This is a genomic window from Arthrobacter sp. PAMC25284 (assembly GCF_019443425.1).
GTDB classification, from domain to species: domain Bacteria; phylum Actinomycetota; class Actinomycetes; order Actinomycetales; family Micrococcaceae; genus Arthrobacter; species Arthrobacter oryzae_A.
In genome coordinates this window covers 1,333,857-1,359,846 of the sequence record NZ_CP080382.1, presented here as the reverse complement: position 1 = coordinate 1,359,846, position 25,990 = coordinate 1,333,857, and the positions used below count along the sequence as shown (strand labels likewise).

At 67.4% G+C, this 25,990-nt stretch carries 22 protein-coding genes and 2 pseudogenes; 14 read left to right on the top strand and 10 right to left on the bottom strand.

Annotated elements, in window-relative coordinates; all coding sequences use genetic code 11:
* Positions 1 to 150: 150 nt before the first annotated feature.
* Positions 151 to 1,563, top strand: a complete 1,413-nt coding sequence (locus tag KY499_RS06415) for an MFS transporter (RefSeq protein WP_123254600.1) — start codon at positions 151 to 153, stop codon at positions 1,561 to 1,563.
* A 119-nt stretch (positions 1,564 to 1,682) separates the two neighbouring features.
* On the opposite strand, the gene KY499_RS06410 is transcribed toward KY499_RS06415, so the two are convergent.
* The 3 genes from KY499_RS06410 to KY499_RS06400 form a co-directional block, all read right to left on the bottom strand.
* Positions 1,683 to 2,414: a glutamine amidotransferase gene (locus KY499_RS06410; RefSeq protein ID WP_123254599.1), complete on the bottom strand. Its 732-nt coding sequence runs from the start codon at positions 2,412 to 2,414 to the stop codon at positions 1,683 to 1,685.
* Between the two features lie 64 nt (positions 2,415 to 2,478).
* On the bottom strand, positions 2,479 to 4,320 hold the full coding sequence (locus KY499_RS06405) for an acetyl/propionyl/methylcrotonyl-CoA carboxylase subunit alpha (RefSeq protein WP_375141124.1): 1,842 nt from the start codon (positions 4,318 to 4,320) through the stop codon (positions 2,479 to 2,481).
* A gap of 137 nt (positions 4,321 to 4,457) precedes the next feature.
* Positions 4,458 to 5,123, bottom strand: a complete 666-nt coding sequence (locus tag KY499_RS06400; RefSeq protein ID WP_123254597.1) for a nucleoside triphosphate pyrophosphatase — start codon at positions 5,121 to 5,123, stop codon at positions 4,458 to 4,460.
* A 116-nt stretch (positions 5,124 to 5,239) separates the two neighbouring features.
* Between KY499_RS06400 and KY499_RS06395 the strand changes: the two are divergent.
* The 3 genes and pseudogenes from KY499_RS06395 to KY499_RS18090 form a co-directional block, all read left to right on the top strand.
* Positions 5,240 to 5,659, top strand: a pseudogene (locus KY499_RS06395) (HNH endonuclease); the annotation flags it as partial.
* A gap of 105 nt (positions 5,660 to 5,764) precedes the next feature.
* Entirely contained in the window at positions 5,765 to 6,469 is a 705-nt protein-coding gene (locus KY499_RS06390; RefSeq protein ID WP_219887069.1) for a GNAT family N-acetyltransferase, read from the top strand.
* Between the two features lie 128 nt (positions 6,470 to 6,597).
* Positions 6,598 to 6,729 (top strand): annotated as a pseudogene (locus KY499_RS18090) (DNA polymerase V subunit UmuC); the annotation flags it as partial.
* Positions 6,730 to 6,774: 45 nt separating this feature from the next.
* Here the strand turns inward: KY499_RS18090 and KY499_RS06385 are convergent.
* Genes KY499_RS06385 through KY499_RS06375 form a run of 3 tightly spaced genes read right to left on the bottom strand, consistent with a single transcriptional unit; the run spans position 6,775 to position 10,455 of the window.
* Positions 6,775 to 9,315 carry an MMPL family transporter gene (locus KY499_RS06385; protein WP_219886548.1) on the bottom strand — a complete coding sequence of 847 codons (2,541 nt, stop codon included), beginning with the start codon at positions 9,313 to 9,315 and terminating at the stop codon, positions 6,775 to 6,777.
* A gap of 1 nt (position 9,316) precedes the next feature.
* Positions 9,317 to 10,027, bottom strand: a complete 711-nt coding sequence (locus KY499_RS06380; RefSeq protein WP_183164435.1) for a TetR/AcrR family transcriptional regulator — start codon at positions 10,025 to 10,027, stop codon at positions 9,317 to 9,319.
* A 38-nt stretch (positions 10,028 to 10,065) separates the two neighbouring features.
* Positions 10,066 to 10,455, bottom strand: a complete 390-nt coding sequence (locus KY499_RS06375) for a YbjQ family protein (RefSeq protein ID WP_123254595.1) — start codon at positions 10,453 to 10,455, stop codon at positions 10,066 to 10,068.
* Between the two features lie 168 nt (positions 10,456 to 10,623).
* Here KY499_RS06375 and KY499_RS06370 point away from each other — a divergent pair, with 168 nt between their 5' ends.
* Complete coding sequence (locus tag KY499_RS06370; RefSeq protein ID WP_219886545.1) at positions 10,624 to 11,184, top strand: hypothetical protein; 561 nt, start codon at positions 10,624 to 10,626, stop codon at positions 11,182 to 11,184.
* A 107-nt stretch (positions 11,185 to 11,291) separates the two neighbouring features.
* Here the strand turns inward: KY499_RS06370 and KY499_RS06365 are convergent, their stop codons facing one another.
* From KY499_RS06365 to KY499_RS06350, 4 genes are all read right to left on the bottom strand, one after another.
* Positions 11,292 to 12,767, bottom strand: coding sequence for a dicarboxylate/amino acid:cation symporter (locus KY499_RS06365; RefSeq protein ID WP_123254593.1), 1,476 nt, complete (start codon positions 12,765 to 12,767; stop codon positions 11,292 to 11,294).
* A 259-nt stretch (positions 12,768 to 13,026) separates the two neighbouring features.
* On the bottom strand, positions 13,027 to 14,727 hold the full coding sequence (locus tag KY499_RS06360; protein WP_258190992.1) for a DUF885 domain-containing protein: 1,701 nt from the start codon (positions 14,725 to 14,727) through the stop codon (positions 13,027 to 13,029).
* Positions 14,728 to 14,808: 81 nt separating this feature from the next.
* Positions 14,809 to 15,051: an acyl-CoA carboxylase subunit epsilon gene (locus tag KY499_RS06355; RefSeq protein WP_219886543.1), complete on the bottom strand. Its 243-nt coding sequence runs from the start codon at positions 15,049 to 15,051 to the stop codon at positions 14,809 to 14,811.
* Complete coding sequence (locus tag KY499_RS06350) at positions 15,048 to 16,631, bottom strand: acyl-CoA carboxylase subunit beta (protein WP_219886541.1); 1,584 nt, start codon at positions 16,629 to 16,631, stop codon at positions 15,048 to 15,050. The genes KY499_RS06355 and KY499_RS06350 overlap by 4 nt, the downstream gene beginning before the upstream one ends.
* Before the next feature lie 239 nt (positions 16,632 to 16,870).
* Here KY499_RS06350 and KY499_RS06345 point away from each other — a divergent pair, with 239 nt between their 5' ends.
* The 9 genes from KY499_RS06345 to KY499_RS06305 all read left to right on the top strand — a co-directional run bounded on the left by KY499_RS06345 (position 16,871) and on the right by KY499_RS06305 (position 25,944).
* Complete coding sequence (locus tag KY499_RS06345; protein WP_219886540.1) at positions 16,871 to 17,761, top strand: NAD(P)-dependent oxidoreductase; 891 nt, start codon at positions 16,871 to 16,873, stop codon at positions 17,759 to 17,761.
* A 73-nt stretch (positions 17,762 to 17,834) separates the two neighbouring features.
* Entirely contained in the window at positions 17,835 to 18,743 is a 909-nt protein-coding gene (locus KY499_RS06340) for a biotin--[acetyl-CoA-carboxylase] ligase (protein ID WP_123254588.1), read from the top strand.
* The gene (locus tag KY499_RS06335) at positions 18,736 to 19,329 is read left to right on the top strand and encodes a PH domain-containing protein (RefSeq protein WP_219886538.1); all 594 of its coding nucleotides are present in this window, start codon (positions 18,736 to 18,738) and stop codon (positions 19,327 to 19,329) included. The genes KY499_RS06340 and KY499_RS06335 overlap by 8 nt, the downstream gene beginning before the upstream one ends.
* Entirely contained in the window at positions 19,326 to 20,555 is a 1,230-nt protein-coding gene (locus KY499_RS06330; protein ID WP_123254586.1) for an adenylate/guanylate cyclase domain-containing protein, read from the top strand. The genes KY499_RS06335 and KY499_RS06330 overlap by 4 nt, the downstream gene beginning before the upstream one ends.
* 115 nt (positions 20,556 to 20,670) lie before the next feature.
* Complete coding sequence (locus KY499_RS06325) at positions 20,671 to 21,450, top strand: PP2C family serine/threonine-protein phosphatase (protein ID WP_219886536.1); 780 nt, start codon at positions 20,671 to 20,673, stop codon at positions 21,448 to 21,450.
* Positions 21,451 to 21,514: 64 nt separating this feature from the next.
* On the top strand, positions 21,515 to 23,839 hold the full coding sequence (gene ligA, locus KY499_RS06320) for an NAD-dependent DNA ligase LigA (protein ID WP_219886534.1): 2,325 nt from the start codon (positions 21,515 to 21,517) through the stop codon (positions 23,837 to 23,839).
* Entirely contained in the window at positions 23,836 to 24,672 is an 837-nt protein-coding gene (locus KY499_RS06315; protein WP_123254583.1) for an inositol monophosphatase family protein, read from the top strand. Before ligA ends, KY499_RS06315 begins: the two co-directional genes overlap by 4 nt.
* A 178-nt stretch (positions 24,673 to 24,850) precedes the next feature.
* A complete protein-coding gene (locus tag KY499_RS06310; RefSeq protein WP_219886532.1) occupies positions 24,851 to 25,354 on the top strand; it encodes a GNAT family N-acetyltransferase in 504 nt (167 codons plus the stop codon).
* A gap of 68 nt (positions 25,355 to 25,422) precedes the next feature.
* A complete protein-coding gene (locus KY499_RS06305) occupies positions 25,423 to 25,944 on the top strand; it encodes a hypothetical protein (RefSeq protein WP_219886530.1) in 522 nt (173 codons plus the stop codon).
* Positions 25,945 to 25,990: the final 46 nt, after the last annotated feature.

The window sequence follows — 25,990 nt, the reverse complement described above, 5'->3', positions numbered from 1 at the left end:
ACAATGCGTGAATGTCCAAATGGTGGACATTCATCAACTGACCGGATGGTCGGGAACTATTATCGGTCTCTACCCAAATCCCTCTTTTCGGGCGGCCCATGGCGTTTTCTGCGCAGAAACCCCGTCCGGTCCTCAAGAAAGCGTCTCTCTATGTCCTCAAATGTCACCCTGACTCAGCAGGGGGCCGGCAAGCAGGTGAACTCGCGCGGCCGCGTGATTGTCGCCAGCCTGATCGGCACCACCGTCGAGTTCTACGACTTCTACGTCTATGCCACGGCCGCCGTGCTCGTGTTCCCCAAGCTGTTCTTCCCAGGCCAGAACGAGACCACCCAGCTGCTGAGTTCCTTCGCAGTCTTCGGCGTGGCGTTCATCGCGCGTCCGCTCGGCTCTATTGTTTTCGGCCACTTCGGCGACAAATTCGGCCGGAAGGGGACCCTGGTCGCGTCGCTGCTGACCATGGGAATTGCCACCTTCCTCATCGGCTGCCTGCCGACCGCGCTGGTCCCGGGCTGGGAATTCTGGGCGCCGGCGCTGCTTGTGGTCATGCGCTTCGCCCAGGGCCTGGCGCTCGGCGGCGAGTGGAGCGGTGCGGCCCTGTTGGCCACAGAGAACGCCCCGGCCAACAAACGCGCCATCTACGGCACGTTCCCGCAGTTGGGGGCGCCGATTGGCTTCATCATCGCCAACGTCATCTTCCTGGTCTTCAGCTACGCGCTGTCCCCGACGGCCTTCATGGAGTGGGGCTGGCGCGTGCCGTTCCTGCTCAGCGCCGTGATGGTGATCATTGGGCTGTACGTCCGGCTCAAGCTCATCGAAACGCCCGCGTTCACCAAGGTGCTTGAATCCAAAGAGGTCGCCAAGCTCCCGCTGGCCCGGGTGTTCAAGACCAGCCTTCGCCCGCTGATCCTCGGCACCTTCATCATGCTCGCCACCTACGTGCTCTTCTACCTGATGACCACCTTCACGCTGACCTACGGCACCCGGGCCTCCAGCCTGGATACGGCCAGGGCCGCAGCCGAGAAGGCCGGGAAGCCGATGTCCGAGGCGGCAGCGGCCGCGTTTGTGCCCGGTCTGGGCTACAGCCGCAACGACTTCCTCTGGATGCTGATCGCCGGCGTGGTGTTCTTCGGTATCTTCACCCTGGTCTCCGGGCCGCTGGCCGAGAAGTACGGCCGCCGCAAGATGCTGCTCACTGTCACCGGCGGCATCTTCGTCTTCGGCCTGCTGTTTGTCCCGCTCTTCAGCGGCGGCTTCGTGGGCACCATGGGCCTGCTGGTGATCGGCTTCTCACTGATGGGCCTGACTTTTGGTCCGATGGGTGCGCTGCTGCCGGAGCTGTTCCCGACCAACGTCCGGTACACCGGCTCCGCGGTCAGCTACAACGTCGCCAGCATTCTCGGCGCAGCCGTAGCCCCGTTCATCGCCGTCTGGCTCTGGGAAATTGGCGACGGCAGCCCCGTGCTGGTCGGTGTGTACCTCACCGCCATGTCCGTGCTGACGCTGATCGCCCTGTTCGTCAGCAAGGAAACCCGCGACCTGGACTATGAGAACAACGTCGCCTGAGGACTCAGTTCCTGTAGTGAAACCGGCGAGTTGACGCCGGTGTGCTGAACGGAGAGGCCCGGTGTGTTCGCTTAACACACCGGGTCTTCGTGCATCCGGCGGCGCCTACCCGGCGGTGCCTACGAGGCGTAGCGCTCCACAAAGTTCCGCAGGATGGTCATGGGCTCCGTGACGATGACAAGTCCAGCGGCGGCCATCAGCTCTTCGGCTGATTCGGGCGGGAAATACCCGGCATGGCGGTAGATATCGATACGGGTGATAAGGCCGCCGACGTCGAGCTCCGGATGGAACTGGGTCGCGTATAGGTTGTTCCGGATCCGGAACATCTGCACGGGACAGGACAGGGAGCCGGCCAGCAGCACCGCGTGGGCGGGCAGGACCCGGACGGCTTCCTTGTGGCCGACAAAGGCCGTGAAGTGCTCCGGCATGCCCTTGAGCAGGGGATCCGCGAGCCCCTCGTCGGTGAGCCTGATGGTCACCCCGCCGAGCCCTTCGCCAAAGGTCCGGTCGATGACCGCGCCCTGGTGCAGGCCCAGTGTCCCGACCCCGTAGCAGGCGCCCAAAAAAGGGAAGTCAGCCGCCACGATCCGGTCCAGGAGCGCGGCAAGCTCGCGCTCCACCCGGTGTTGGGCTGCGCTCTTTTCCTCTTCCGGGTCGCTGGAGGTGAACGGACTGCCGCCGACGATCACGCCGGAATAGTCGTCCAGATCCAGTTCCGGCAGGGGAGCGGCTTCCATCCGGATACGGTGCAGCTGTCCCGCGGTGAGTCCGCCGTAACGCAGGTAAGAGTGGTATTCGTCCTCGGCGGCGTCGTCCTCGGCCCGTGAGGCGAGGAGCAGGAAGGGTTTCACAGACCCAGTGTGCATGGGCCGGCCCCGGCACGCCAGTGGTGCGCCGGGGCCGGCCACGCGGCGGCTACTCCGCCGGGCTGTCCTCAATCAGGGCGATGATGGCTCCGGCGGAGACGGTCTCGCCGGCGGCAGCGGCCAGCCCGATCACGATGCCGGAGCGGTGCGCGGTCAGCGGCTGTTCCATTTTCATGGCCTCGAGCACCACGACGAGGTCGCCTTCGGAGACCAGGGCGCCCTCCATGACGGCCACTTTGACGATGGTGCCCTGCATGGGCGAGGTCAGGGCGTTGCCGCTGGCAGCGGCGGCCGTGCCGCCGCTGCGGACACGTTTTTTGGCCTTGGCCGGCTTGGCAGCGCCCGTGCCGCCCGTGCCTGCGCCCAGCGACGCCGGCAGTACAACTTCCAGGCGCTTGCCGCCGACTTCGACGACGACGCGCTGGCGTTCGCCGGCGTCGTACTCCTCGGCGCCGGCACCGGTCGGAGTCCAGGCGGGAATGTTGTTGACGAAAGCGGTCTCAATCCACCGGGTGTGGACCTTGAACGGCCCCTCGGCGGGGGCGAAGTCAGGGTTGGTCACCACTGCGAGGTCGAACGGGATCACGGTCGGGATGCCCTCGACCACCATTTCCTCCAGCGCGCGGCGGGACCGCTGCAGCGCCTGGGCCCGGGTGGCGCCCGTAACGATCAGCTTGGAGAGCATGGAGTCGAAGTTTCCGCTGATCACGTCGCCCTGCTCCACGCCGGAATCGATCCGGACGCCGGGGCCGGTCGGGTTCTTCAGTCCGGTGATGGTTCCCGGTGCGGGCATAAAGTTCCGCCCCGGGTCTTCGCCGGTGATCCGGAATTCAATCGAGTGGCCGCGGACCTCGGGATCGCCGTAGCCGAGTTCCTCGCCGCGGGCGAGCCGGAACTGTTCGCGGACCAGGTCGATTCCGGTGACCTCCTCGGAGACGCAGTGTTCCACCTGCAGCCGGGTGTTGACCTCGAGGAAGGAAATGGTGCCGTCCTGCCCGACGAGGAATTCGCAGGTACCGGCCCCGAGGTAGCCGGCTTCCTTAAGGATGGCCTTGGAGGAGTCGTAAAGGCGCTGGTTCTGATCATCGGTGAGGAACGGGGCCGGGGCCTCCTCGACGAGCTTCTGGTTGCGGCGCTGCAGCGAGCAGTCACGGGTGGAGACCACCACGACGTTGCCGTGGGCGTCGGCGAGGCACTGGGTCTCGACGTGGCGCGGGGCGTCCAGGAAGCGCTCAATGAAACACTCGCCGCGGCCGAAGGCGGCGACGGCCTCACGCACGGCCGACTCGAAGAGTTCGGGGATTTCCTCGCGGGTGCGGGCAACCTTGATGCCGCGGCCACCGCCGCCGAAGGCCGCCTTGATGGCAACCGGCAGACCGAACTGGTCGACGAAGGCAAGTATTTCTTCGGCGGATTCCACCGGGTCGGCGGTGCCGGGGACCTGGGGAGCACCGACCTTTTCGGCGATGTGGCGGGCCTGGACCTTGTCGCCGAGGGCGGAGATCGCCGCGGGGGAGGGGCCGATCCAGGTAATGCCGGCGTCGATGACCTTGGCGGCGAACTCGGCGTTCTCCGCCAGGAACCCGTAGCCCGGGTGGATGGCGTCCGCCCCGGAGCGGTGGGCCACGTCGATCAGTTTGTCCATCACGAGGTAGGACTCCGCGGCGGTATTGCCGCCGAGTGCGTAAGCCTCGTCGGCCAGCCGGGCGTGCAGCGCGTCCCTGTCCGGGTCCGCATAGACGGCCACGGAGGCGAGGCCTTCATCGCGGGCGGCGCGGATGATGCGCACGGCGATTTCGCCGCGGTTGGCGATCAGCACCTTGCTCATCGGACGGGCGCCGGCGGTGGCCGGGGGCACTGGACTTGCGGACTGCTCCGATTTTGCTGACAAGGCGTCTCCTTCTTTCCTTCTGGGAGCCTAGCGCGGTTTTGTGGGGTCCGCTGATATTACTTGCGGAATCCGCGGGTAAACGGCACAGCCTTTGTAGGGTTGCTACAACGGGCCCCGAAATAGCCCCATAAGGTCCGCTATTCGGCGGGAACGGCCGTCCCGGTGTCCCAGAGTTCGGTGATGCCGACGTGGGCGTGGTTCAGCAGCCCGCGGAGGGTTGAAATGGAGAGCCCGACGACGGTGTGGGGGTCGCCGTCGACCTTGTGGATGAAGGCCCCGCCGAAGCCGTCGATGGTAAAGGAGCCCGCGCAGTGCAACGGCTCGCCGGTGGCGATGTAGGCGTCGATCTCCGCCTCCGTCATCTCGGTGAAATGCACCTCGGCGGAGGTGACGGACCCCAGCGTCGCGCCGGACCCGGCGGCCCCGCCGGCCGGGTCCCTGTCGGTGTCCCGGCAATCGATCAACCAGTGGCCCGTGTGCAGGACCCCCTTGCTGCCGCTCATCCGCAGCATCCGTTCCCGGGCGACGTCGGCCGTGTACGGCTTGCCATGCGCCTCGCCGTCGAACTCGAAGACCGAATCACAGCCGATCACCAGGGCTCCGTCCGCCTCCGGCAGCGAGGCGACGGCCTCGGCCTTGGCGCGGGCCAGCAGCAGGGCGGTGTCGTGCGGGTCGGTCACCCCGTAGCGGGCCTGGACGGCGTCCTCATCCACGTCCGAGACCAGGATCTCGTGGGCGATGCCGGCGTCGGTCAGCAGCTTGGTGCGGGCGGGGGACTGGGAGGCAAGAATAAGGCGGGTCACCGCACCAGCCTAGTTCACCGTCTCGTAGCGGCAGATGGCTCGGCAATAGAAGTCAGAGGTGCTCAGGAGGCTTTTCCATGGACGGCAATCAGAAGTCCGAAGTGGTTCAATTGGCAGGCATGTCGCTCGCGGACCTGCTCCGGATCGTGGCCGCCTCCCGGCCCCGGCCGGCGCTGGATACCGGCCAGCTCAACGAATGGCGCGCCGCGCTCTTGATGCGGGAAACGACGCGCCTCGCAACTGCGGACCGGGGCCGCTGTGGACGAGGAGCTCGCAGCCGACACAGGCGCCTTGCGCAACGCCGGTGACCGGGCCATCATCGCCGCGACGAGGGCGGCCGCCTATCGGCGGGATCCGCGGTCCGTCACCGGACGCGCCGCCACGCGGACGCCGCCCGCCCCGCCGGCGATGCGAGGAGCCGCGGGCAGCTTATGGCCGATGCACTGACCGAACGAACTACCGGGCGGCCCGGCGGGATCAGCGGGATCGAAATCGAGCTCGTCATGACGGACAGAACTCTGGTCCAGGCAGACAGCGGGGTCGCCTTCCCCGCCGGTGAACGAGCGGGCCGAGCTAACCAACGGGTGGCGGATAGTTCCGTACGACTCAGGCCGCGGGCCCACACGATAGCTTTGGTTTCCATGAATCCTTTTGGGCTGCCGGACCACCAACTCGCCGCATTCGCTGCCCCGCCACTGGAGTACCTTCCTGCCGGGTTCAACGCCGAGGCAGTTGATGCGCTGGCCGCCCGAGTGACGGACGCCTACTGCGGCGTTGGGGTGCGTGGCTTCACATTCTGGGAGCAACCCGGCCTCGACATCGTCTCCGCCGAACGCTGGGCAACCCTCGTGGCCGGACGCATGGACGTAGCGGCGAGAGCTGACGAGCGGGAGCTGACCGGGACTCTGACGACGTCATGGCCGGAAGCAGCGACTGAAGTGTTTGCCGGGTACCAGCACGAACATCAGTCGTGGCGGTCCGACACCCCAGAGCTGGCCTCGTTTGTTTCGGAGTCCGACCAAAAGGGGCTCCAGGAAGCCGCGGACCAGGGCCTGCTGATGTCGCTGCGCGACAATCAAGGCTTTGCGGGATTGGCCGCCGCGACTATCGCACCGCTCTTTGGCCGACGTGCGGTCTGCATGCTGGACATGTTCCTGGCGGAACGTCTGCGTGGCAAGGGCCTGGCTCCGGCGATCCAGTCCACGTTCCTGGCCCGTCAACGCTCGGGGGCGGACATCGTTTGGGGCCACATCCACGCTGGGAACTTGCCCTCGCTGCACACGGCCCAGAAGCTGGGCCGTGTGCCGGTCCAGCAAGAGTACTTCGTCAGTCTGTCGGCTCCTTGAAACTACCGGTTTTTCGCGTTGGGGCAAGTGCGCTACCGCAAAGAGGATAAGCTGCCGGTCCGACCAGCGGGCTGTGCTGCGGCGGAGAACCCGGGCCTTCGACGGGTCTGCCACTGGGACCCTGTGCGGGCCTCGACGCCAAAGTCCTCTCCGCGTCCGCCGGCACCTCTCACTTCAAACCGAAAGACACTTCCTGCCCCTCCGTGTGCGTGGCCCCGCCAATGCCCACCGCCGACCCGGTGCTGCTCACCAAAGCCGCCCGCCCTTCGCAAGGATCAGGGGCGGCTTTGGCGGACGAAATGCTGCTACCGGGCCGCAGCCTCGACCGGCTCCACGTTAGCCGCATCGCTGCCGGCGCCCGTCGTGCGGAGCTTCGCACCCTCGACGTCCACATCCGGCAGGATGCGGTCAAGCCAGCGCGGCAGCCACCAGGCCTTCTCGCCGAGCAAGTACATCACGGCCGGGACGATCGTCATCCGGACCACAAAGGCATCCACCAGCACCCCGAAGGCCATCGCGAACCCGAGCGGCCGGACCATGGTCAGGTGCGAGAAGATGAAGCCGGCGAACACGCTGACCATAATGATCGCGGCCGCGGCGACCACGGCCGCGGCGTGGCTGAAGCCGGAGCGGACCGCGTGCTTGGCCGACTCGCCGTGCATGTAGGACTCCCGCATGCCGGAGGCGATGAAGACCTGGTAGTCCATGGCCAGGCCGAACAGCACCCCGATCAGGATGATGGGCAGGAAGCTGAGCACAGCACCCGGATTCGGGACATCGAAGACGGCGCCGAGCCAGCCCCACTGGTACACAGCGACGACGGCGCCGAAGGCGGCGGCAAGGGAGAGCAGGAATCCGCCGGTGGCCAGCAGCGGTACAACGATCGAGCGGAAGACCAGCAGCAACAGGATCAGCGAGAGCCCGACGACGATCGCCAGGTACGGGGGAAGGGCGTCGCCGAGCTTGGCCGAGACGTCCACGTTCCCGGCGGTCTGGCCGGTGAGTCCGATGCTGACCCCCGTGGCATCCGCGATCTCGGTCTTGTTGCCACGCAAATCGGAGACCACCTGGACGGTGCTGGCGCTGGCCGGGCCTTCCGCCGGGATGACCTGGAAGACCGCTGTGCGGCGGTCCGTGCTGAGGGCGACCGGGACGGCTGCGCTGACGTTGTCCACGCTGCGCAGGGCATCGGCGACGTCCAACTGCTTGGCCTGGGCCTCAGCCTCGGTCAGCCCGGCGGGGAGGTCCCCGACGACGACGATCGGGCCCGTGGTGCCTTCACCGAAGCTGCGGGCGGTGACTTCGTAGGACTTGTAGGCCTGCGAATCGACCGGCTCGGAGCCGCCGTCGGGCAGTGCGAGCCGCAACTGGCCGGCCGGCAGGGCGATGATGCCCAGCAGTGCCACGCCCGCCAGCAGCGCCACGACCGGGTGCCGGGTGACGAGTCCGCCCCAGCCGTGGCTGCTGCGGCGTTCGTCCCTGGCCCGGTCTTCGCTCTCGTGGCCGGGCTGGGCATTGTGCTTCGCAGCCTTCGCCCACGCCCGCTTCGAGATGAGTTTTGATCCGATGACTGACAGGACCGCGGGGGTCAAAGTCAGGGCGACGACGACGGCGACCGCCACCGTAGCGGCGGCGGAGAGGCCCATCACGGCCAGGAAGGGCAGTCCGGGGATGACCAGTGCGGCGAGGGCAATGATGACGGTCAAGCCGGCGAAGAGGACGGCGTTGCCGGAGGTTCCCGTAGCGAGGGCGACGGATTCCTCCGGGTCCATGCCCGCCAGGACCTGGCCGCGGTGGCGGTTGACGATGAAGAGTGAATAGTCGATCCCGACGGCGAGGCCCAGCATCAGGGCGAGCATCGGGGAGATGGAACTCATGTCCACGGCGCCGCTGAGCGCGAAGGTGCCGCCGACGCCCACCGCCACGCCGACGAGGGCCATCAGCAGGGGCAGGCCGGCCGCGATCAGGGTGCCGAGCATTACGATCAGGACCAGGGCGGCGATGGCGATGCCGAGGATTTCGGAGATGCCGAACAGCTCGGAGATATCCTCGGTGATTTCCTTGCTGGCATAGGCGGTCACGCCGGCCGCGGAAACTTCCCCGGCGATGTCCTGGACCTGTTGGCGGACCTCGGGGGCGAGGCCGTTGATGGAGGTCTTGAACTGGACCTGGGCTATCGCGGCGGTGCCATCTTCGGAGACGAGCCGCAGGCCTTGGGACGCGTCGAGCTGGCGCTGGACGAGGGCGAGCTGCGCCGCGCCGGCGTCGAGGTCCTTGGTGCCGGCGTCGAGCTGTTCCTGTCCGGCGGCCAGCGCGGCCTTTTGCTGGCCCAATTGGGCCTCGATGGCGGCGGGCGGCATACCGGCGGCGGCCATTTGCTGTTCCGCGGCCGCGATCTGGGCTTTGCCGGCGGCGAGTTCGGCGGCGGACTGCTCCAGCTGTTTCCTGCCGCCGGCGGCCTGCTGTTCGCCGGCGGCGAGCTCTGCGGCGGCCTGTTCCAGTTGGGCCTGCGTCGCGAAGGGATCCACCGTGGACTGGACATCGGGGAGGGTCTCCAGCCTGGTCAGGGCCGCGGAAACCGCGTCCTTCGCCGCCTGGCTGAACGGCCCGTCGCCGGCTTCGAAGACGATCCCGGCCGATCCGCCGGAGGCGGCGGGGAGCTCCTTTTTGAGCTTGTCCGCGACCTGCTGGGTTTCGGTGCCAGGGATCTGGAAGTTATTGGACATGGTGCCGTGGAAGGCCGCAGCGGCTCCGCCGACAGCCACCATCACGGCAAGCCAGAGGGAGATGACGAGCCAGCGGTGCCGGTAGGAGTACTTGCCGAGCCGGTAGAGCAAAAGTGCCATGTCAGTTCCGATCTGGGGACGGGGTGGAAGCGGCGGCAGAAGGTACGGATGTTGGGCCGGTTGTGCGGGGCTGCGGGCCGGCGAAGCCGGAGCCCAGCAGGGTCATGGCATCGATGAGGAGCTGCCGGAGGGTGGTGAGGGACGCGGGGCTAAGGTCGCCGCCGCACCTGGCGAACCAGACGTCCATGGCGGCTTTGCCGCAGGAAATCACGGACCCGGCCAGCGCACGGAGATACAGTTCGTCGGCGCCTGAGCCGCCCGGCACGCGCTCGCGGGCGGCTTCGATAATCTGCTCGGTGCAGTGGTCCCAGGCTTCCAGTTCGGAGCGGCTGAGCTGTGGATTGGCCTGGCCCAGGCTGTGGAGCTCGGCCATGGGCGCGACGGTCATCGGGTCGGCGAGTTCCACCAGCGCTGCCCGGGCCGATTCCATGATGGGTTCGCCGGCGGGCCGGCGCCGGAACTGCCGGAGGGCCGTGTCCAGGAAGCCGAACGTTATCGAGGCTATGGCTGCCTCTGTGCTGCTGAAGTAGTTGAAGAACGTCCGCCGGGAGATCCCGGCGGCGTCGGCGATGTCCTCGACAGTGAAATTGCCGGGGCCGCTGCTGCGCAGCAGGCTGAGCGCCGCGTCGGTGATGGCCTGGCGGGTCGCTGCCTTATTGAGTTCGCGGCGCGAGAGCACAGGCTCCGCAGGGTCGGAGATCGATAACGGCATGAAGTTACACTATGTGCATCTTTGCACTATGCGCAAGCTTAGTGGGGCTGGTCCTGGCCGGACTCCCTGAGCCGGATGGACTGGCCGGTGGCGCCCGGTTCACCGGCGGCGAGCGGGATGGCGAAAACGGCCGTCCCGTAGGCACAGACCTCGGTCCAGTTCGGTCCGAGCTCCGAGGTGTCGAACCGCATGGCAACAATGGCGTTAGCACCGCGCTGTTCCGCCTCGGTGACCATCCGGGCCATGACCTGCTGCCGGCTTTCGTACAAGGCCCGGGTCATCTCCGGCAGTTCCCCGCCGCCGATGGACCGGAACCCTGCCATCACCTGGGCGGCGATGTGCCGGGCGCGGACGGTCAGGCCCATGACTTCGCCGAAGACGGCGTCTATCCGGTGGCCGGGGATGTTGTCCGAAGTGACGATCAGCATGCCCGAAGCCTACCGGTTCAGCGCGGCCCGGGGCCGGACAGCATTCACAGCACAATGAAAGGTTCCGAACAGCTCACGCAGAACCCGCCTCCGCAGACTGGAGTTACGTCTTGGAACGAGACATCACCACCAGCAGTCGCATCCACGCGGACGAAAGAGGAGAAAAACATGTCACATACGAAGAGACTCACGCTCGGCATTGCAGCCGGGGCGCTGGCCCTTGGCGCCGGACTCGGCGTTAGCTCGATGGCCTCCGCGGCCACCGCCCCGAGCCCGAGTTCAACTGCGTCGGTTGACGGCTCTGACGGCGCCGCTGCCGACGGGGGCCAAGGCAAGCACGTCGGCCACGGACGCGGCGGAATGCAGGGCGGCGAACGCGCCGCGGAACTGGCGACCAAGCTCGGAGTCGAGGAAAGCAAGGTTACGGATGCGTTGAAGGCGTTCCGGGACGCCAACAAACCGGCCACCCCGCCGGCGGATGGCACCAGGCCGGACCGGACCGCCATGGAGTCCGCGATGGCCAAGTCAGTGGCCGGGACGCTCGGGATCGATGAGTCGAAGGTCACCGCGGCACTCGAAGAGCTTCGAACGGAGGAGCGGTCGGAGCGTGCCACGGCACTCAAGACCAGGCTGGATACCGCGGTCACCGATGGCAAGCTCACGCAGGCCGAGGCTGATGCCGTGACCAAGGCCGTCGAACAGGGCGTGATCGGCGGAGGCGGCCGCTAAGCAGTCCGCACCCGCAGCAGCGGCGCCCAATGCGGCCGTGTCAACGACGGATTCCCCCGGGTGTACCGGGGGAATCCGTCGTTAGCACGGGACTGGACTGCGGAGGGTCAGGCCTTCGCGTCAGCCAGTTCGCGGGCGTCGACGGCCGGCGCACGGGTCGCGTCAGGGGCGGTCGGCGGGCTGCCGGCGGAATCGGCGGCTGTCGCATCGGCGGCCGTCTCACCGGAGTCGTCGGTGAACGGATCGCCCGTGCGCGGCGCGTTATACAACGACTCGTCCAGGATGCCCTGGCGTTTGGCCACGATGGTCGGAACGAGCGCCTGCCCGGCGACGTTGACGGCGGTGCGGCCCATGTCGAGGATCGGGTCGATGGCCAGCAGCAGCCCGACACCGGCCAGCGGCAGCCCCAGGGTGGAGAGCGTCAGAGTCAGCATCACGACGGCTCCCGTCGTGCCGGCCGTTGCGGCGGATCCCAGCACGGAGACGAGCGCGATGAGGACGTACTGGGTGACGTCCAGCTGGATGCCAAAGAACTGGGCGACGAAGATCGCGGAGACCGCCGGGTAGATTGCGGCGCAGCCGTCCATCTTAGTGGTCGCGCCCAGCGGCACGGCGAACGACGCGTACGCGCGGGGGACGCCGAGGCTGCGTTCGGTCACGCGCTGCGTCAGCGGCAGGGTCCCCACCGAGGAGCGGGATACGAACGCCAGCTGCACGGCCGGCCAGACGCCGGAGAAGTACTGCCGGACGGACAGGCCGTGGCTGCGGATCAGGACCGGGTAGACCACAAACAGTACGAGTGCCAGGCCCGTGTAGATCGCCACCGTGAACTTGCCGAGGGAACCGATGGTGTCCCAGCCGTAAATGGCCACGGCGTTGCCGATCAGGCCAACGGTGCCCAGCGGGGCAATCCGGATGATCCACCAGAGCACTTTCTGGATGACGGCGAGAGCGGAAGCATTGAGGGTCAGGAACGGCTCGGCGGCCTTGCCCACCTTGAGCGCGGCGATGCCGACGGCTATCGCAATTACGAGGATCTGGAGCACATTGAAGCTCACCGCGGTGGTGGCAACGCCGTCCGTGACGCTGGTGCTGGCGCCCAGGCCCAGGAAGTTCTTCGGGAACAGGCCGGTCAGGAAGGCCCACCAGCTGCCGGATTTGCCGGCGTACTGGGTCTCCTGCGGGATGCCGGTGTTGGCGCCGGGCTGCAGGAGGACGCCCAGGCCGATGCCGATCAGCACCGCGATCAGGGACGTGATTGCGAACCAGAGCAGGGTGTTCCAGGCCAGCCGCGCGGCATTGGAGACGGCACGCAGGTTGGAGATGGAACTGACGACGGCGGTGAAGATCAGCGGGACCACGGCGGTCTGCAGCAGCGAGACGTAGCTAGAGCCGATGGTCTGCAACGTGGCGCCGAGGGCATTGGGCTCGGCCTTGGTGCTGCCGGTGTACTTGGCCAGCAAGCCAAGGCCGAGGCCGACGATCAGGGCGGCAATGATCTGGAAACCGAACGAGCCGGCCCATTTGGGCAGCTGGAAACCGGGCGTTCCTGCGGAGGTGGGGGTGCTTGTCTGAGTGCTCACCGGAACACGCTAGAGCCGGAGTTCCTAGCATGACGAACGGATGTTGAGTAATGTTACGGGGCATCTTGTTCGTACCGGCCGGCTAATCCCGGCAAATCCGCCGGAAGACTACCCGTTTGTGAAGTTATTCCAGCCCCCGGTGTGGCGATTGTCTCGTGCGGCCGGCCCGAAGGCCGGACATCCTATGCGTGCTCGCTCGTTCCTCGCTTAGACGCACGCTGCCGGATGCCCGGCCTTCGGGCCGGGAGCGGTCAGGCACCTACCCCAGCAGCGCGCGCTTGAGCGTGTCCAGCCCCACGGAACCGATGTTCAGGGCCCTGGTGTGGAACTCCTTGAGCTCGAAGCCGGGGCGGGCGGCGAGCTCAGCCCGGATTTGCTCCCAGAGACGCTGACCCACCTTGTACGACGGCGCCTGGCCGGGCCAGCCCAGGTAACGGGCAAACTCGAACTTCAGCTGCCCTTCGCTGATGGCGAGATTCTGCTGCAGGAAACCGTAGCCCTTGTCCGGCGTCCAGTCGCCCGAGCCCCAGCGCTCCGGAACCGCAAGCTCCAGGTGGACGCCGATGTCGAACACCACGCGGGCCGCGCGCATCCGCTGCATGTCCAGCATGCCCATGTGATCGCCCGGATCCTTCAGGTATCCCAGCTCCTGCATAAGCTTCTCGGCGTAGAGCGCCCAGCCTTCACCGTGGCCGGAGGTCCAACAGACACTGCGGCGCCATTTGTTGAGCAGCTCGCGGCGGTAGGTCGCCGTGGCGACCTGCAGGTGATGGCCTGGAACGCCTTCATGGAACACTGTGGTGGTCTCGGCCCACGTGGTGAAGGTATCCTCGCCGGCTGGAACGGACCACCACATCCGGCCGGGCCTGCTGAAGTCCTCTGACGGCCCGGTGTACCAGATACCGCCTTCGTCCGTGGGGGCGATCCGGCATTCGAGGGTTTTCATCACGTCCGGGATCTCGAAGTGGACGCCGGCCAGTTCGGCCACCGCCTTGTCCGAGAGCCCCTGCATCCAGGCCTGCAGGGCGGCAGTGCCCTGGAGCTGCCGCGCGGGATCCTGGTTGAGGATTTCCTTGGCTTCCTCCACCGTGGCGCCGGGTCGGATCTGGGCGGCGACCATTTCCTGTTCGGCGATGATGCGGTCAAGTTCCTCCACGCCCCAGGCATAGGTCTCTTCCAGGTCCACGGTGGCGCCCAGGAAGGCACGGGACGCGAGGGCATAGCGTTCCCGGCCCACCGCGTCCCGCGCCGGGGCTGCGGGCAGCAACTCGGTCTCAAGGAAACCGGCCAGCCGGGAGTACGCCACGCGCGCGTCGGCCGTGCCGGCGTCGAGCGCGGACTGTACCGGGGCGGGCAATGCCCCCGTGCCGGTCCTGGCATCCGCGGCGAGTTTCGCGAAGTACCCGTCCGCGGCGGCATGTTTGGTGGCCTGCTCGATCACAATCCTGACCTGGCGGGCGGCGGAGACCTTGCCGTCTTCCCTGGCCGTGCGCAGCGATTCGATGTAGCCGTCGATCGCGCCCGCCACATGGTGTGCGCGGCCGGCAATGTGCTCCCAGTGCTTTGCGGTATCGGTCGGCATGAGGTCAAAAATGGCGCGGATCTGCTGAGCGGGCGACTCGATGTTGTTCAGTTCGGCGGCGTCCCAGCCCGAGGCCTGGAACTCCAGCTGCAGGCCCAGCCGCTCGTGCATGGCATCGAGGGTGACCGCGTCGACGTCGTCCGCGGGTTCCAGTCCCTCAAGCGCGGCCAGTGCCCCGCGCGCAGCGTCCGCGAATCCTGCGAGGCCGGCGGGGGAGAAGTCCGGATACTCAGTCTCGTGGCCCGGCAGTCCGAGTTCGGTGGCGAAGCTCGGATTGAGCCGGATGAGGGTATCCGTGTAGGCGTCGGCGACAGCGTCGATGGCCGTGTGCGGGCGCGCCGGGGCAGTGTTGTCTGGGGCAGTCGTGTTGATAGTCACCCGACGAGACTAGCCCCGGCGGGGTCGCGGCGGAAGGACCGCCAGGGGCGTTCCGCCTGGCCGAGCGGGCCGCGACAGGGTTCAGCCGAGGCTGCGGCGCCAGGCATCCGGGCCCGGGCGGGGAGCCAGCCTCAGCTGCTGCCGCCGGATCCAGTGCCGGACTCCGCGCTTTTCCGGGGTCCCGCTGCCGCCGTGTCCCAGGGACAGCACGACGGCGGTCAGCGCCGCCAGCTCCTCCGGCGTCGGGTCCCCCTTGACGACGGACAGCACTGCTGTGGCGGGCGCGTCGTCGGCCGGGGAGGTGGTGTTGTTCGCCGGCGTCACAGCGGGATGTTCCCGTGCTTCTTCGCGGGCAGTGCCGCGCGCTTGTCCCGCAGTGCACGCAGCCCCTTGACGATCTGCGCCCGGGTCTCGGACGGGGCGATGACGGCGTCCACATAGCCGAGCTGCGCGGCCTGGTACGGGTTGAGGAGTTCCTCCTCGTACTGGCGGATCACATCGGCGCGCTTGGCCTCGACGTCGCCGCCTGCCTCCGCGACCGCGGCGAGTTCGCGGCGGTACAGAATGTTGACCGCGCCCTGGGCGCCCATCACGCCGATCTGCGCGGTGGGCCAGGCCAGGTTCAGGTCTGCACCGAGCTTCTTGGAGCCCATCACGATGTAGGCCCCGCCGTAGGCTTTGCGGGTGATCACGGTCAGCTTGGGCACGGTGGCCTCGGCGTAGGCATAGAGCAATTTGGCGCCGCGCCGGATAATGCCCTGGAACTCCTGGTCCTTGCCGGGCAGGAATCCGGGCACATCCACGAGGGTGATGATCGGGATGTTGAATGCGTCGCAGTGCCGGACGAAGCGTGCCGCTTTCTCCGAGGCGGAAATGTCAAGGGTGCCGGCGAACTGCATTGGCTGGTTGGCGACGATGCCCACGGTGTGGCCCTCGACCCGGCCGTAGCCGATCATCACGTTCGGCGCGTAGAGGGACTGCATTTCCAGGAAGTGGGCGTCGTCCACGATCTGTTCGACGACCTTGCGCATGTCGTAGGGCTGGTTGGCCGAGTCCGGAATGAGCTCATCGAGGGCGAGATCGTCCTCGTCCAGGTCCAGTTCCTGCTCGTTCTCCAGCACGGGGGCCTCGGAGAGGTTATTGGACGGCAGGAAGTCCAGCAGTTCACGGACGAACTCGATCGCGTCGGTCTCGTCGGAAGCAAGGTACGTGGACGTACCGGTGGTGGCGTTATGCTGGCGGGCGCCGCCGAGTGTCTCCATATCGACGTCCTCGCCCGTGACCGTCTTGATGACGTCCGGGCCGGTGATGAACATGTGCGAGGTCTTGTCCACCATCACCACATAGTCCGTCAGGGCGGGGGAGTAGGCCGCGCCGCCGGCGGAGGGGCCCATGATGAGGGAGATCTGCGGGACGACGCCGGAGGCATGGACGTTGTTGCGGAAAATGTCCGCGAACATCGCCAGCGAGGCCACGCCCTCCTGAATCCGTGCGCCGCCGCCGTCGAGGATGCCGACGACGGGGCAACCGGTGCGCAGTGCGAATTCCTGGACCTTAACGATCTTTTCGCCATTGACCTGGCTCAACGAGCCGCCGTACACGGAGAAGTCCTGGCTGTAGACGGCGACCGGCCGGCCGTCGACAGTGCCGTAGCCGGAGACCAGGCCGTCGCCAAGCGGCTTTTTCTTGTCCATCCCGAACGCCGTGGAGCGGTGCACGGCCAGCGCGTCAAATTCCACAAAGGAGCCGGCATCGAGCAGCAGATCGATGCGCTCGCGGGCCGTGTTCTTGCCGCGCGCATGCTGCTTGTCAATTGCCTCCGGACCGGACGGCTGCTCAGCACGGGCCTGGCGGTCGCGGAAGTCGGCAATCTTGCCCGCGGTCGTGGTCAGATCGTGGCTCATCAAGTGTCTCCGGCTCTGTTGCTGATAAATCGGGCGCTGAATGTTCTGTGGATCGAAGGCCCTGCGCCGTGCGGTGGTTAGATCGTGTTTAGTCGGAATCCACACAAGGGGAGGGCCTGCAGGCAAGTCTAATGACGCCACAGGCGCAGATGGGTGTAGGTAACCTACAACTTTCCGGGTGAGTCTCGCCGGAAACACCATGTTACTCATGAGTAATATAAGTCCGCTAGAGTGTGGGCATGACGTCGAGTAATGATGGTTCGCCAGCCGCAGGAACACCGTATCTGGCCGCCGGATCCCTTCACGGCCGCACTATCCTGATATCCGGGGGCAGCCGCGGCATCGGCCTGGCGATCGCCACCCGGGCCGCGCAGGACGGGGCAAATATTGTCCTGCTGGCCAAGACCGGCCAGCCGCATGCCACGCTTGAGGGCACCGTGTATTCCGCGGCCGAACAGATCCAGGACGCCGGCGGGTCCGCGCTCCCGGTCGTCGGCGATGTGCGCAACGACGCGGATGTCGCCGGCGCGGTGGCCGCCGCCGTCGAACGGTTCGGCGGGATCGACATCGTCATCAACAACGCCTCGGCGATCGACCTGTCCCCGACGGCCGCGGTGGATATGAAACGCTACGACCTGATGCAGGACATTAACGTCCGCGGCACCTTCCTGCTCTCCAAGCTGGCGCTGCCGGCCCTGCGGGCCTCCGGCGCCGGACAGATCCTGACGCTCTCGCCGCCCCTGAACCTGGATCCCAAGTGGGCCGGCCTGCACCTGGCCTACACGATGGCCAAGTACGGGATGAGCCTGACGACCCTGGGACTCGCCGAGGAGCTCCAGGCGGACGGCGTCCGGGTCAACTCGCTTTGGCCCCGCACCCTGATCGACACCGCGGCTATCCGGAACATGCCCGGCGGAGACGAGGCTGCCCGCGGCGCCCGCCGCCCGGCGATCATGGCTGACGCCGCCCACGCCATCCTGACCGGGGGCCATGCGCTGCCGGATTCCGGGCGCAGGAGCGGCAACTTCTACACCGACGAGCAGGTCCTGGCTGCTGCCGGTGTCACGGACTTCACCCCCTATAGCCTCGGCGCGCCGGAGGACAGGCTCATCCCTGACATATTCCTCTGAGTTTCCTGCGGATTACCGCACCCGTGGCGCTTCGACCGGAGCCGCAGGGGCGCTGACTCGGTAGGATTCAAGCATGGAAGCCGTGCAGGAGACCCCGGACCGTCCGCCGCTGGACCGCAATGCCCTCAGCGACGGGGCGTTTCTGTCCGCCTGCGGCATTCCAAAAATCGACGTGGTGGACTCCACCGGGTCCACCAACGCAGACCTCCTCCGCGGCGTCACCGAGGACCCCCGGGCCTGGCCCGATCTGTCCGTCCTGGCCGCCGAGCACCAGAGCGCCGCCCGCGGCCGGCTGGACCGCCGGTGGGAAGCGCCTCCCCGCAGCTCCGTTTCCGTCTCGATAGTGCTCCGGCCGGTGAACGCCGAAGGCCGCCCGCTGCCCACGCACAGCTACTCCTGGCTGTCGCTGCTCTCGGCGCTTGCCCTGCGCGAGGCCCTGCTGGAAACGGCGGCTATCCCGGCCGAACTCAAGTGGCCCAATGACGTCCTGGTGCGCGGCCGGAAGGTGGCCGGCATCCTGGCGCAACTCGGGCCAATGGGCGACGGCTCGGCACCCCCGGTAATCCTCGGCACCGGGTTGAACGTCACGCTCACCGAGGCTGAGCTGCCGGTGCCCACGGCCACGTCCGTGTTGCTGGAGGACCCCGCCACAGTGGACCGGACAGCGCTGCTCAAGAGCTACCTTTCCCGCTTCGCCGCGCTGTACCGCAGCTTCTGCAACGCCGACGGCGATCCGGCCGCCGGGATGGCAGGTGGCGGCCCGCTGCACAAACGCGTTGAGGCCGCGCTGACCACCCTGGGCAAACAGGTCCGCGCCCAGTTGCCCGGGGACCACGAAATTATCGGCCACGCCACGCGCCTCGATGACTACGGATCGCTGCTGGTGGTCGACTCCGCAGAGCACGAGCACGTGGTGACGGCCGGGGACGTTGTGCACCTGCGCCCGTGGACTCCGCCCGGGGCCGAGAGCGGTTATGCGTAAAGATCTCCTGCCGGGAGAGCAAGTGATTGTCGTGACCCGGCCACAGCCCCGGACCCTGATGGTTCCGGCGCTGGTTGTCATTGTGCTTGCCGCGGCCGGGGCATATGCCAGCGCCTGGATCCACACGGGGGGCCCCGCGAAACTCGTCCCGTTCATCACCCGCGAATGGGATGTCTGGCTGCTGGCGGGCTGCGCCGCGTTGGTGGTGTGGGTCATCCTCGGCTACTGCCTGCCCAGGTTTCTGGCCTGGCACGGCACGCACTACACGCTGACCAGCCAGCGATTAGTTGCCCGTTACGGAATGTTAAGACGCCGGGACCAGCAGGTCTCGTTGGCCGCAGTCCATGATGTCGAGGTGGAGCAGACACTTCTCCAGCGCGTATTTCGATCCGGGAATATATCCTTGGATACCGGGTACCCTCTGCGGGCCGTGGTTCCGGACATCCCGGAGATCGGCACCTTCCGGAACTTCCTGCAGGACGCGATCAATGATCTTCCGCGCGGGGGGACAGCCGGAGCCGATGCCATGCTGCGCATGCCCCAACCAGGCCAGACTGCGAGAGACGAGAGAAGGTGGATGAGATGAACGCTGAGGATGTCCAACAGGAGATCCGCAGCCCCGTGAATGACGGGGCGGCGCAGACGCCGCATGCTGTCGTCGAGAATGCCACCCTCGAGGAGGCCGTGCTCGAAACGGTTCCTGACTCCGGCGCCAACACCGCCGGTGCAAGTTCCCCGTCAGCGGACGCGGCCCCGGCCACCGGTACCCTCTCCGCGGAGCGGCTCGCCGCCAAGGCCCTCGAAACGAGGTTGCTGGGCGGGGAACGCACGCTGCGCCGCCGGGAGGTAGCCGCCGGGGCCGGACTTTCACTCCTGTCCGCGCGGAAACTGTGGCGCGCCCTCGGCTTCCCCAACCTCGGCGACGACGACGTGGCCTTCACCGAACGCGACCAGGCGGCACTGGCGGGCATCGTGAACCTGGTGCGCGCCGGTGAACTCACCGAAGAGGCCGCTATCTCCGTCACCAGGGCCATCGGTCAAATGACGGACAGAATGGTCGTCTGGCAGATCGAGGCGCTCGTCGAGGACCTGGTCCACCAGCAGGGAGTGCCGGACTCGGTGGCCCGAAAACGTCTGGTCAGTGAATTGCCGTCGCTCGTGGACGCCCTGGAGGAGATGCTGCTTTATTCGTGGCGCCGCCAACTCAATGCCGGGGTCCAGCGGCTGGCCGTCCGGGCCGAAGCAGGCCTCATCTCCAGCGAAGAGGGCCGCGAAGGAGACGAGGACGACGCCCCGCTTCCACTCGCCAGGGCCGTCGGCTTCGCGGACCTTGTCTCCTACACCAGCCTGTCCCGCCGGATGAACGAAAAGACACTGGCCCAACTGGTGCAGCGTTTCGAAAACAAGTGCGCCGAGATCATTTCGGTTGGCGGCGGCCGGCTGGTCAAAACCGTCGGCGACGAAGTCCTTTACATCGCGGAGACTCCGGCGGCCGGCGCCGAAATTTCGCTCGCCCTTTCGCAGGCGTTCACCGAAGACGAAATCCTGCCGCAGGCCCGGGTGGCCATGGTCTGGGGCCGGATCTTGTCCCGGCTGGGCGACATCTACGGGCCGACCGTGAACCTCGCCGCACGGCTGACCGCGTTGGCCGATCCGGGCGCGGTGCTCGTGGATTCGATGACCGCGGCCGCGCTGGACCAGGACGACAGGTTCGTGCTCTCGCCCCGCCCGGCCGAGGACGTCCGTGGCTTCGGCGAGATCCATCCGGTCCAACTGCAGCGCGGCCGCGGCCACGGCCTGGTCCTGGACTGAGCCGCAGGCTTCTCAGTTCGCCCGCCTGTGTGCCATAGTCGGACCTGCGGTTGCAACCCCTGCCGGGTGAAAGACCGCGATCGATCTTTGCAGCGCAACCTCACCTAGGACTGTTATGAACCCAGAGCCGGACGCCGTCCCCCCCGCAGCGCACGGCGCCGCCCGGGGTGTGCGGCTGCGCTGGGGGTTCGGCACGGACATTGGACTGGTCCGGGAAAACAACGAGGACTCGCTGATCGCCCTGGACCCCGTCTTCGCGGTCGCCGACGGAATGGGCGGACACGAGGCGGGCGAGGTGGCGAGCGCCATCTGCGTTCGGACGCTGGCCAAGATCGCCGAACTCCCCGGCGGCGGCCGGAAGGCCAGCGCCGGCGTCGTGCAGCAATACCTGCTCTCGGCAAACGCTCGGATCCGCGAAGCCACCGGGTCCCGCGCCGGAACAACCCTCGCCGGGCTCGTCGTGGTGGAACGCTCGGGCCAGCCGAACTGGCTCGTCATGAATATCGGCGACTCGCGGATTTACCGGCTCAGCGCCGGTGTCCTCACCCAGATCAGCGTGGACCACTCCGCAGTCCAGGAAATGGTTGACGCCGGACACCTCACCCGGGCCCAGGCCGCCGTTCATCCCCGCCGGAACGTCGTGACCCGGGCCCTCGGCGCCGGGGACGAAGCCGCCGCCGATTTCTGGCTGCTCCCCGCCGCGCCGGGCGACCGGATGCTGGTCTGCTCCGACGGGCTGACGGGCGAACTCGAGGACGACGCGATTGCCGCCATCCTCGCCGCAGAGGGGGACCCGCAGGCGGCGGTGGACGAACTGATCCAAGCCGCTTTGCGCAGCGGCGGGCGGGACAACGTCACCGCCATCGTCATCGACGCGCAGCCCGGGGACGCTTGACCGGTTGGCCCTGTCCTGTCCACCCTGACCGGACAGGGCGCCCGATCTAGGGCAGGATAGGTCTGTGAGCACAGGGAAGACGGCCGCCGGCACCGAAGAACAGCGTCAACACCAGGACCCGGACGGGAGACCGGTGCCCCCGGAGGACATCCGCGAACAGTACGAACAGCTCGTGGAGCAGGTCCGCAAGCATCGCTTCGCGTACTACCAGGAAGATGCGCCGGTAGTCTCCGACGCCGAGTTCGACGAGCTCTACCGGAACCTGGAAACGCTCGAAGCCCTGCACCCCGAACTGGTCGCCAACGATTCGCCGACCCAGGAGGTCGGTGGGGAAGTGTCCGCGGCCTTCGCCGCCGTCGAGCATTTGCAGCGCATGTACAGCCTCGAGGACGTCTTCTCGCTTGAGGAGTTGGAAGCCTGGATAGCGAAGGCGGGGGCCGGCGCCGCCAGGTTCGGCAACGGAACCGGAGCGCCGGCCTGGCTGACCGAACTCAAGATCGACGGCCTCGCCGTCAACCTGCTCTACCGTGACGGTGTGCTCATCCGCGCCGCCACCCGCGGCGACGGGACCACGGGGGAGGACATCACCCACAATGTCCTCACAATCAAGGAAATCCCGCAGCAGCTCGAAGGCCGGAACTTCCCCGCCGAGGTGGAAATCCGGGGCGAGGTTTTTATCCCCTCCCGGGCCTTTGCCGACTTCAACGCGGCACTGGTCGCGGCAGGCAAGGCGCCGCTGGCTAATCCGCGAAATGCCGCCGCCGGCTCGCTGCGGCAGAAGGACCCTGCGGAAACTGCTAAACGCCCGCTGCGGATGTATGTGCACGGAATTGGCGCCCGCGAGGGGCTGGAGACCGTCAGCCAGTCCGAAACCTACCGCCAGCTGGCCGCGTGGGGACTGCCGACCAGCCCCTATTTTGAGGTCCTCCCCGGGGTCAAGGAAGTGCTGGAGTTCATCACCCGCTACGGGGACAAGCGGCACAGCCTCACGCACGAAATTGACGGGATCGTGGTGAAGGTCGACGACTTCGCCACCCAGCGGGCCCTCGGCTACACCTCCCGCGTGCCGCGCTGGGCCGTCGCCTACAAGTACCCGCCCGAGGAAGTCCACACCAAGCTGCTGGACATTCAAGTCAATGTGGGCCGCACCGGCCGCGTCACCCCCTACGGCGTGATGGAACCGGTCAAGGTCGCCGGGTCCACGGTCGAAATGGCCACCTTGCACAACCAGGAAGTCGTCGTCGCGAAGGGCGTGAAGATCGGCGACATCGTGGTGCTGCGCAAGGCCGGGGACGTCATTCCGGAGATCGTCGGCCCGGTGCTGGCCTTGCGGGACCAACAGGACCCGCCGGTCCGGGACTTCATCATGCCCACCGAATGCCCCGCCTGCGGCACCCCGCTGGCACCGGCCAAGGAGGGCGATGTGGACATCCGCTGCCCCAATGCGCGCTCCTGCCCGGCACAGCTGCGCGAACGGGTCTTCCACCTCGCCGGCCGCGGAGCCTTCGACATCGAGGCCCTCGGCTGGGAAGCCGCCATCGCCCTGACACAGCCGAACGAGCCGGAAACCCCGCCGTTGACCACCGAGGCGGGACTTTTCGACCTCACGGACGAGGACCTCGCCGACGTCCGGATCCGGCGCGAAAAACGCTCCAAAGGCGTGGCAACCGGAGAATTTGAGCTGGTGCCGTACTTCTACAGCAAGGGCACGGCCAAAACGCCGTCGAAACCCACGGCCACGACCGTCAAACTCTTCCGCGAACTGGAGAAGGCGAAGTCCCAGCCGCTGTGGCGGGTCCTGGTCGCACTCTCCATCCGGCACGTCGGGCCACGCGCCTCCCGCGCCCTCGCCACCGCGTTCGGGAGCATGGATGCCATCCGCCGGGCCTCCGAGGAGGACCTGGCTCACGTCGACGGTGTCGGCCCGGTGATTGCCGCGGCCCTGACCGAGTGGTTCGCCGAGGATTGGCACCGTGAAATCGTGGACAGCTGGGCCGCCTCCGGAGTTCGGATGGAGGACGAACGGGACGAGTCCACACCGCGAACGCTGGAAGGACTCACCATCGTTGTGACCGGCACCCTTCCCGGCTTCAGCCGGGACGAGGCCAAAGAGGCCATCCTGATCCGCGGCGGCAAGGCCGCCGGTTCGGTCTCGAAAAACACCAGCTACGTGGTGGCCGGCGAAAGCGCCGGCACTAAACTCGACAAGGCCGAACAGCTCGGTATTCCGGTCCTGGACGAGGACGGCTTTCGCGCATTGCTGGCCAACGGCCCGCAGGAAGCGGCGGAAACGTCCGCGGCGCCGGAGGATACGAGCGAGGCCAGCGACACCAACGACAACAACGACGACGACGGCGGCGAAGACCACCGGAAAGCCGAGGGCGCATGAACGCCAGCCAGGACAACGACCAGAGCCCCACCGACGGCGCACTGCTGACACTGGCGAAGGCGGCCGCCGCGGCCGGTGCCGCCGTGCTGGCAGGGCGGACCGCGGACACGCTCGAGGTCAGCAACAAGGGCGATGCCGGCGACTGGGTCACGGCCTTCGACCTGGCCGCGGAGACAGCCGTCAGGAACGTCATCACCGCCGCCCGTCCGCATGATGCCATCACGGGCGAGGAGGGCGGCACCGTCCTGCCCCCGGATCCGAGCGGCTACCGCTGGTCCGTCGATCCGCTGGACGGGACCACCAACTTCATCCGCAATATCGTCTATTACGGCACCTCCGTCGCGGTCGCGGATGCCGACGGCGTCTGGCTCGCCGGCGTTGTCAACGCCCCGGCCCTGGGCCGGACGTACTATGCCGCCCGCGGCGCGGGCGCCTGGCTGGAGGAAAACGGCCGGCTGACGCGGTTGTTGGGTCCGGCTCCCGGGCGGACGGGACAACTCCTGGCGACCGGGTTCAGCTACGATCCGGACGTTCGGGCGGAGCAGTCGGCCGGTCTGGGCAGCCTCATGGACGGCTTCGCCGACGTGCGCCGGCTCGGCTCCGCCGCACTGGATCTGTGCCTCGTGGCCGAGGGCAGCATTGATGCCTACGGTGAACGCGGGCTCAATGAGCACGACTTCGCCGCCGGTGCCCTGATCGCCGAGGAAGCCGGCTGCTGGGTGCGGCGTCCGCGCCTCACCAGCATGCTGGCCGGTGGGCCCTCCGCCGAGGAACGGCTGTCGGCCTGGATGTGCGCGGGACCGCTGGAACTTTCCGGCAAGTTTCCGCTCTGACAGTCTGCCGGCTGAGACCAGCCTGCCGGCCTTAATCCGTCATCTGCCGGCCGACGCCTGCAGCTGCCCTCCGGGGCGCAAACGATGCGGCGGCGGCCAGCCTGCCGGGACTGATAGTTCAGTCACGGAACCCGCCCTTTTGCGGTCCCACGGCAGCTGCCGCCCGTAACATGGACAGGTGCCTTCGCAAATCCTGATCCGCCCCGCCGTGCCCGCCGACTACGACGCCATCGCGCGCATCACCCGGGACGCCTACCTGGCCGCAGGCTACTTTGAGAGCGCCGACCACCCCTACATGCGGCAGATCCAGGATGTCGCCGGCCGCCACGCGAAGGCCACGATCTGGGTTGCGGAACGCGATGGCCAGGTTGTGGGGTCCGTGACGCTCGCCGTCGCCGGGGAACCGTACGCGGACATCGCCCGCAGCGACGAACTGGAATTCCGGATGCTTGTGGTCGATCCGGCCGTCCAGCGCAGCGGCGCCGGCAAGGCCATGGTGCTGGCCATCATCGAGCACGCCAAGGCGCTCCCGGGAGTGCACGGCGTCGCCCTCACCACCGGCATGACCTGGGAAAGCGCCCACGGGCTCTACCGGAAGACCGGCTTCCAACGGGTCCCCGAGCGTGACTGGCTCGTGCCGGACACGGACATCAAGCTCCTGGTCTACCGCCAAGACCTCTGACACAGGGGCTCCGGCGACGGTAGGGTGTGCTCAACCGTCGCCGCGACCAGACCACAGTGGGAGATTCCATGGCACCGCACATTCCGAGCTCCATCGACGCCAAGCTCCTGGGCCTGTACCTTGCCGACCACTTGGCCGGATCCACCGCGGGGGTGGCCCGGACCGGACGCATGGCCCGGGCCTTCGCCGACACCCCGTTCGCCGCGGAAATCGCGCGGCTCAGTGTGGACATCCGCCGCGAACGGCACTTCCTCCGCCGCCTGATCCGCGACCTCGGGGTGCCGCAGCGGCCGCACCGCCAGGCGGCGGCGTGGATCGCGGAACACCTCGGCAGGCTCAAACTGAACGGACGGATCGTCAGCCGGTCACCAATGACGATGGTCCTGGAGACCGAACTGATGCGTGCGGCCATCCTCGGCAAACTCGGCGCCTGGCAGACTTTGGAGGACCTGGCGCCGGAGCTCGGCCTCGACCCGGCGGTTTTTGCGGCCCTCACAGAGGAAGCCCTCGCACAAATCGCCGTCCTGGACCGTGCCCACGAGCACGCCCGGACCAACGCCTTCCGCGAGGCCGGAGATATCGCCGGCTGACACAAAGCCGCAGGTTTTTCCGGCGAGGCGCACACCGGACCTAAAG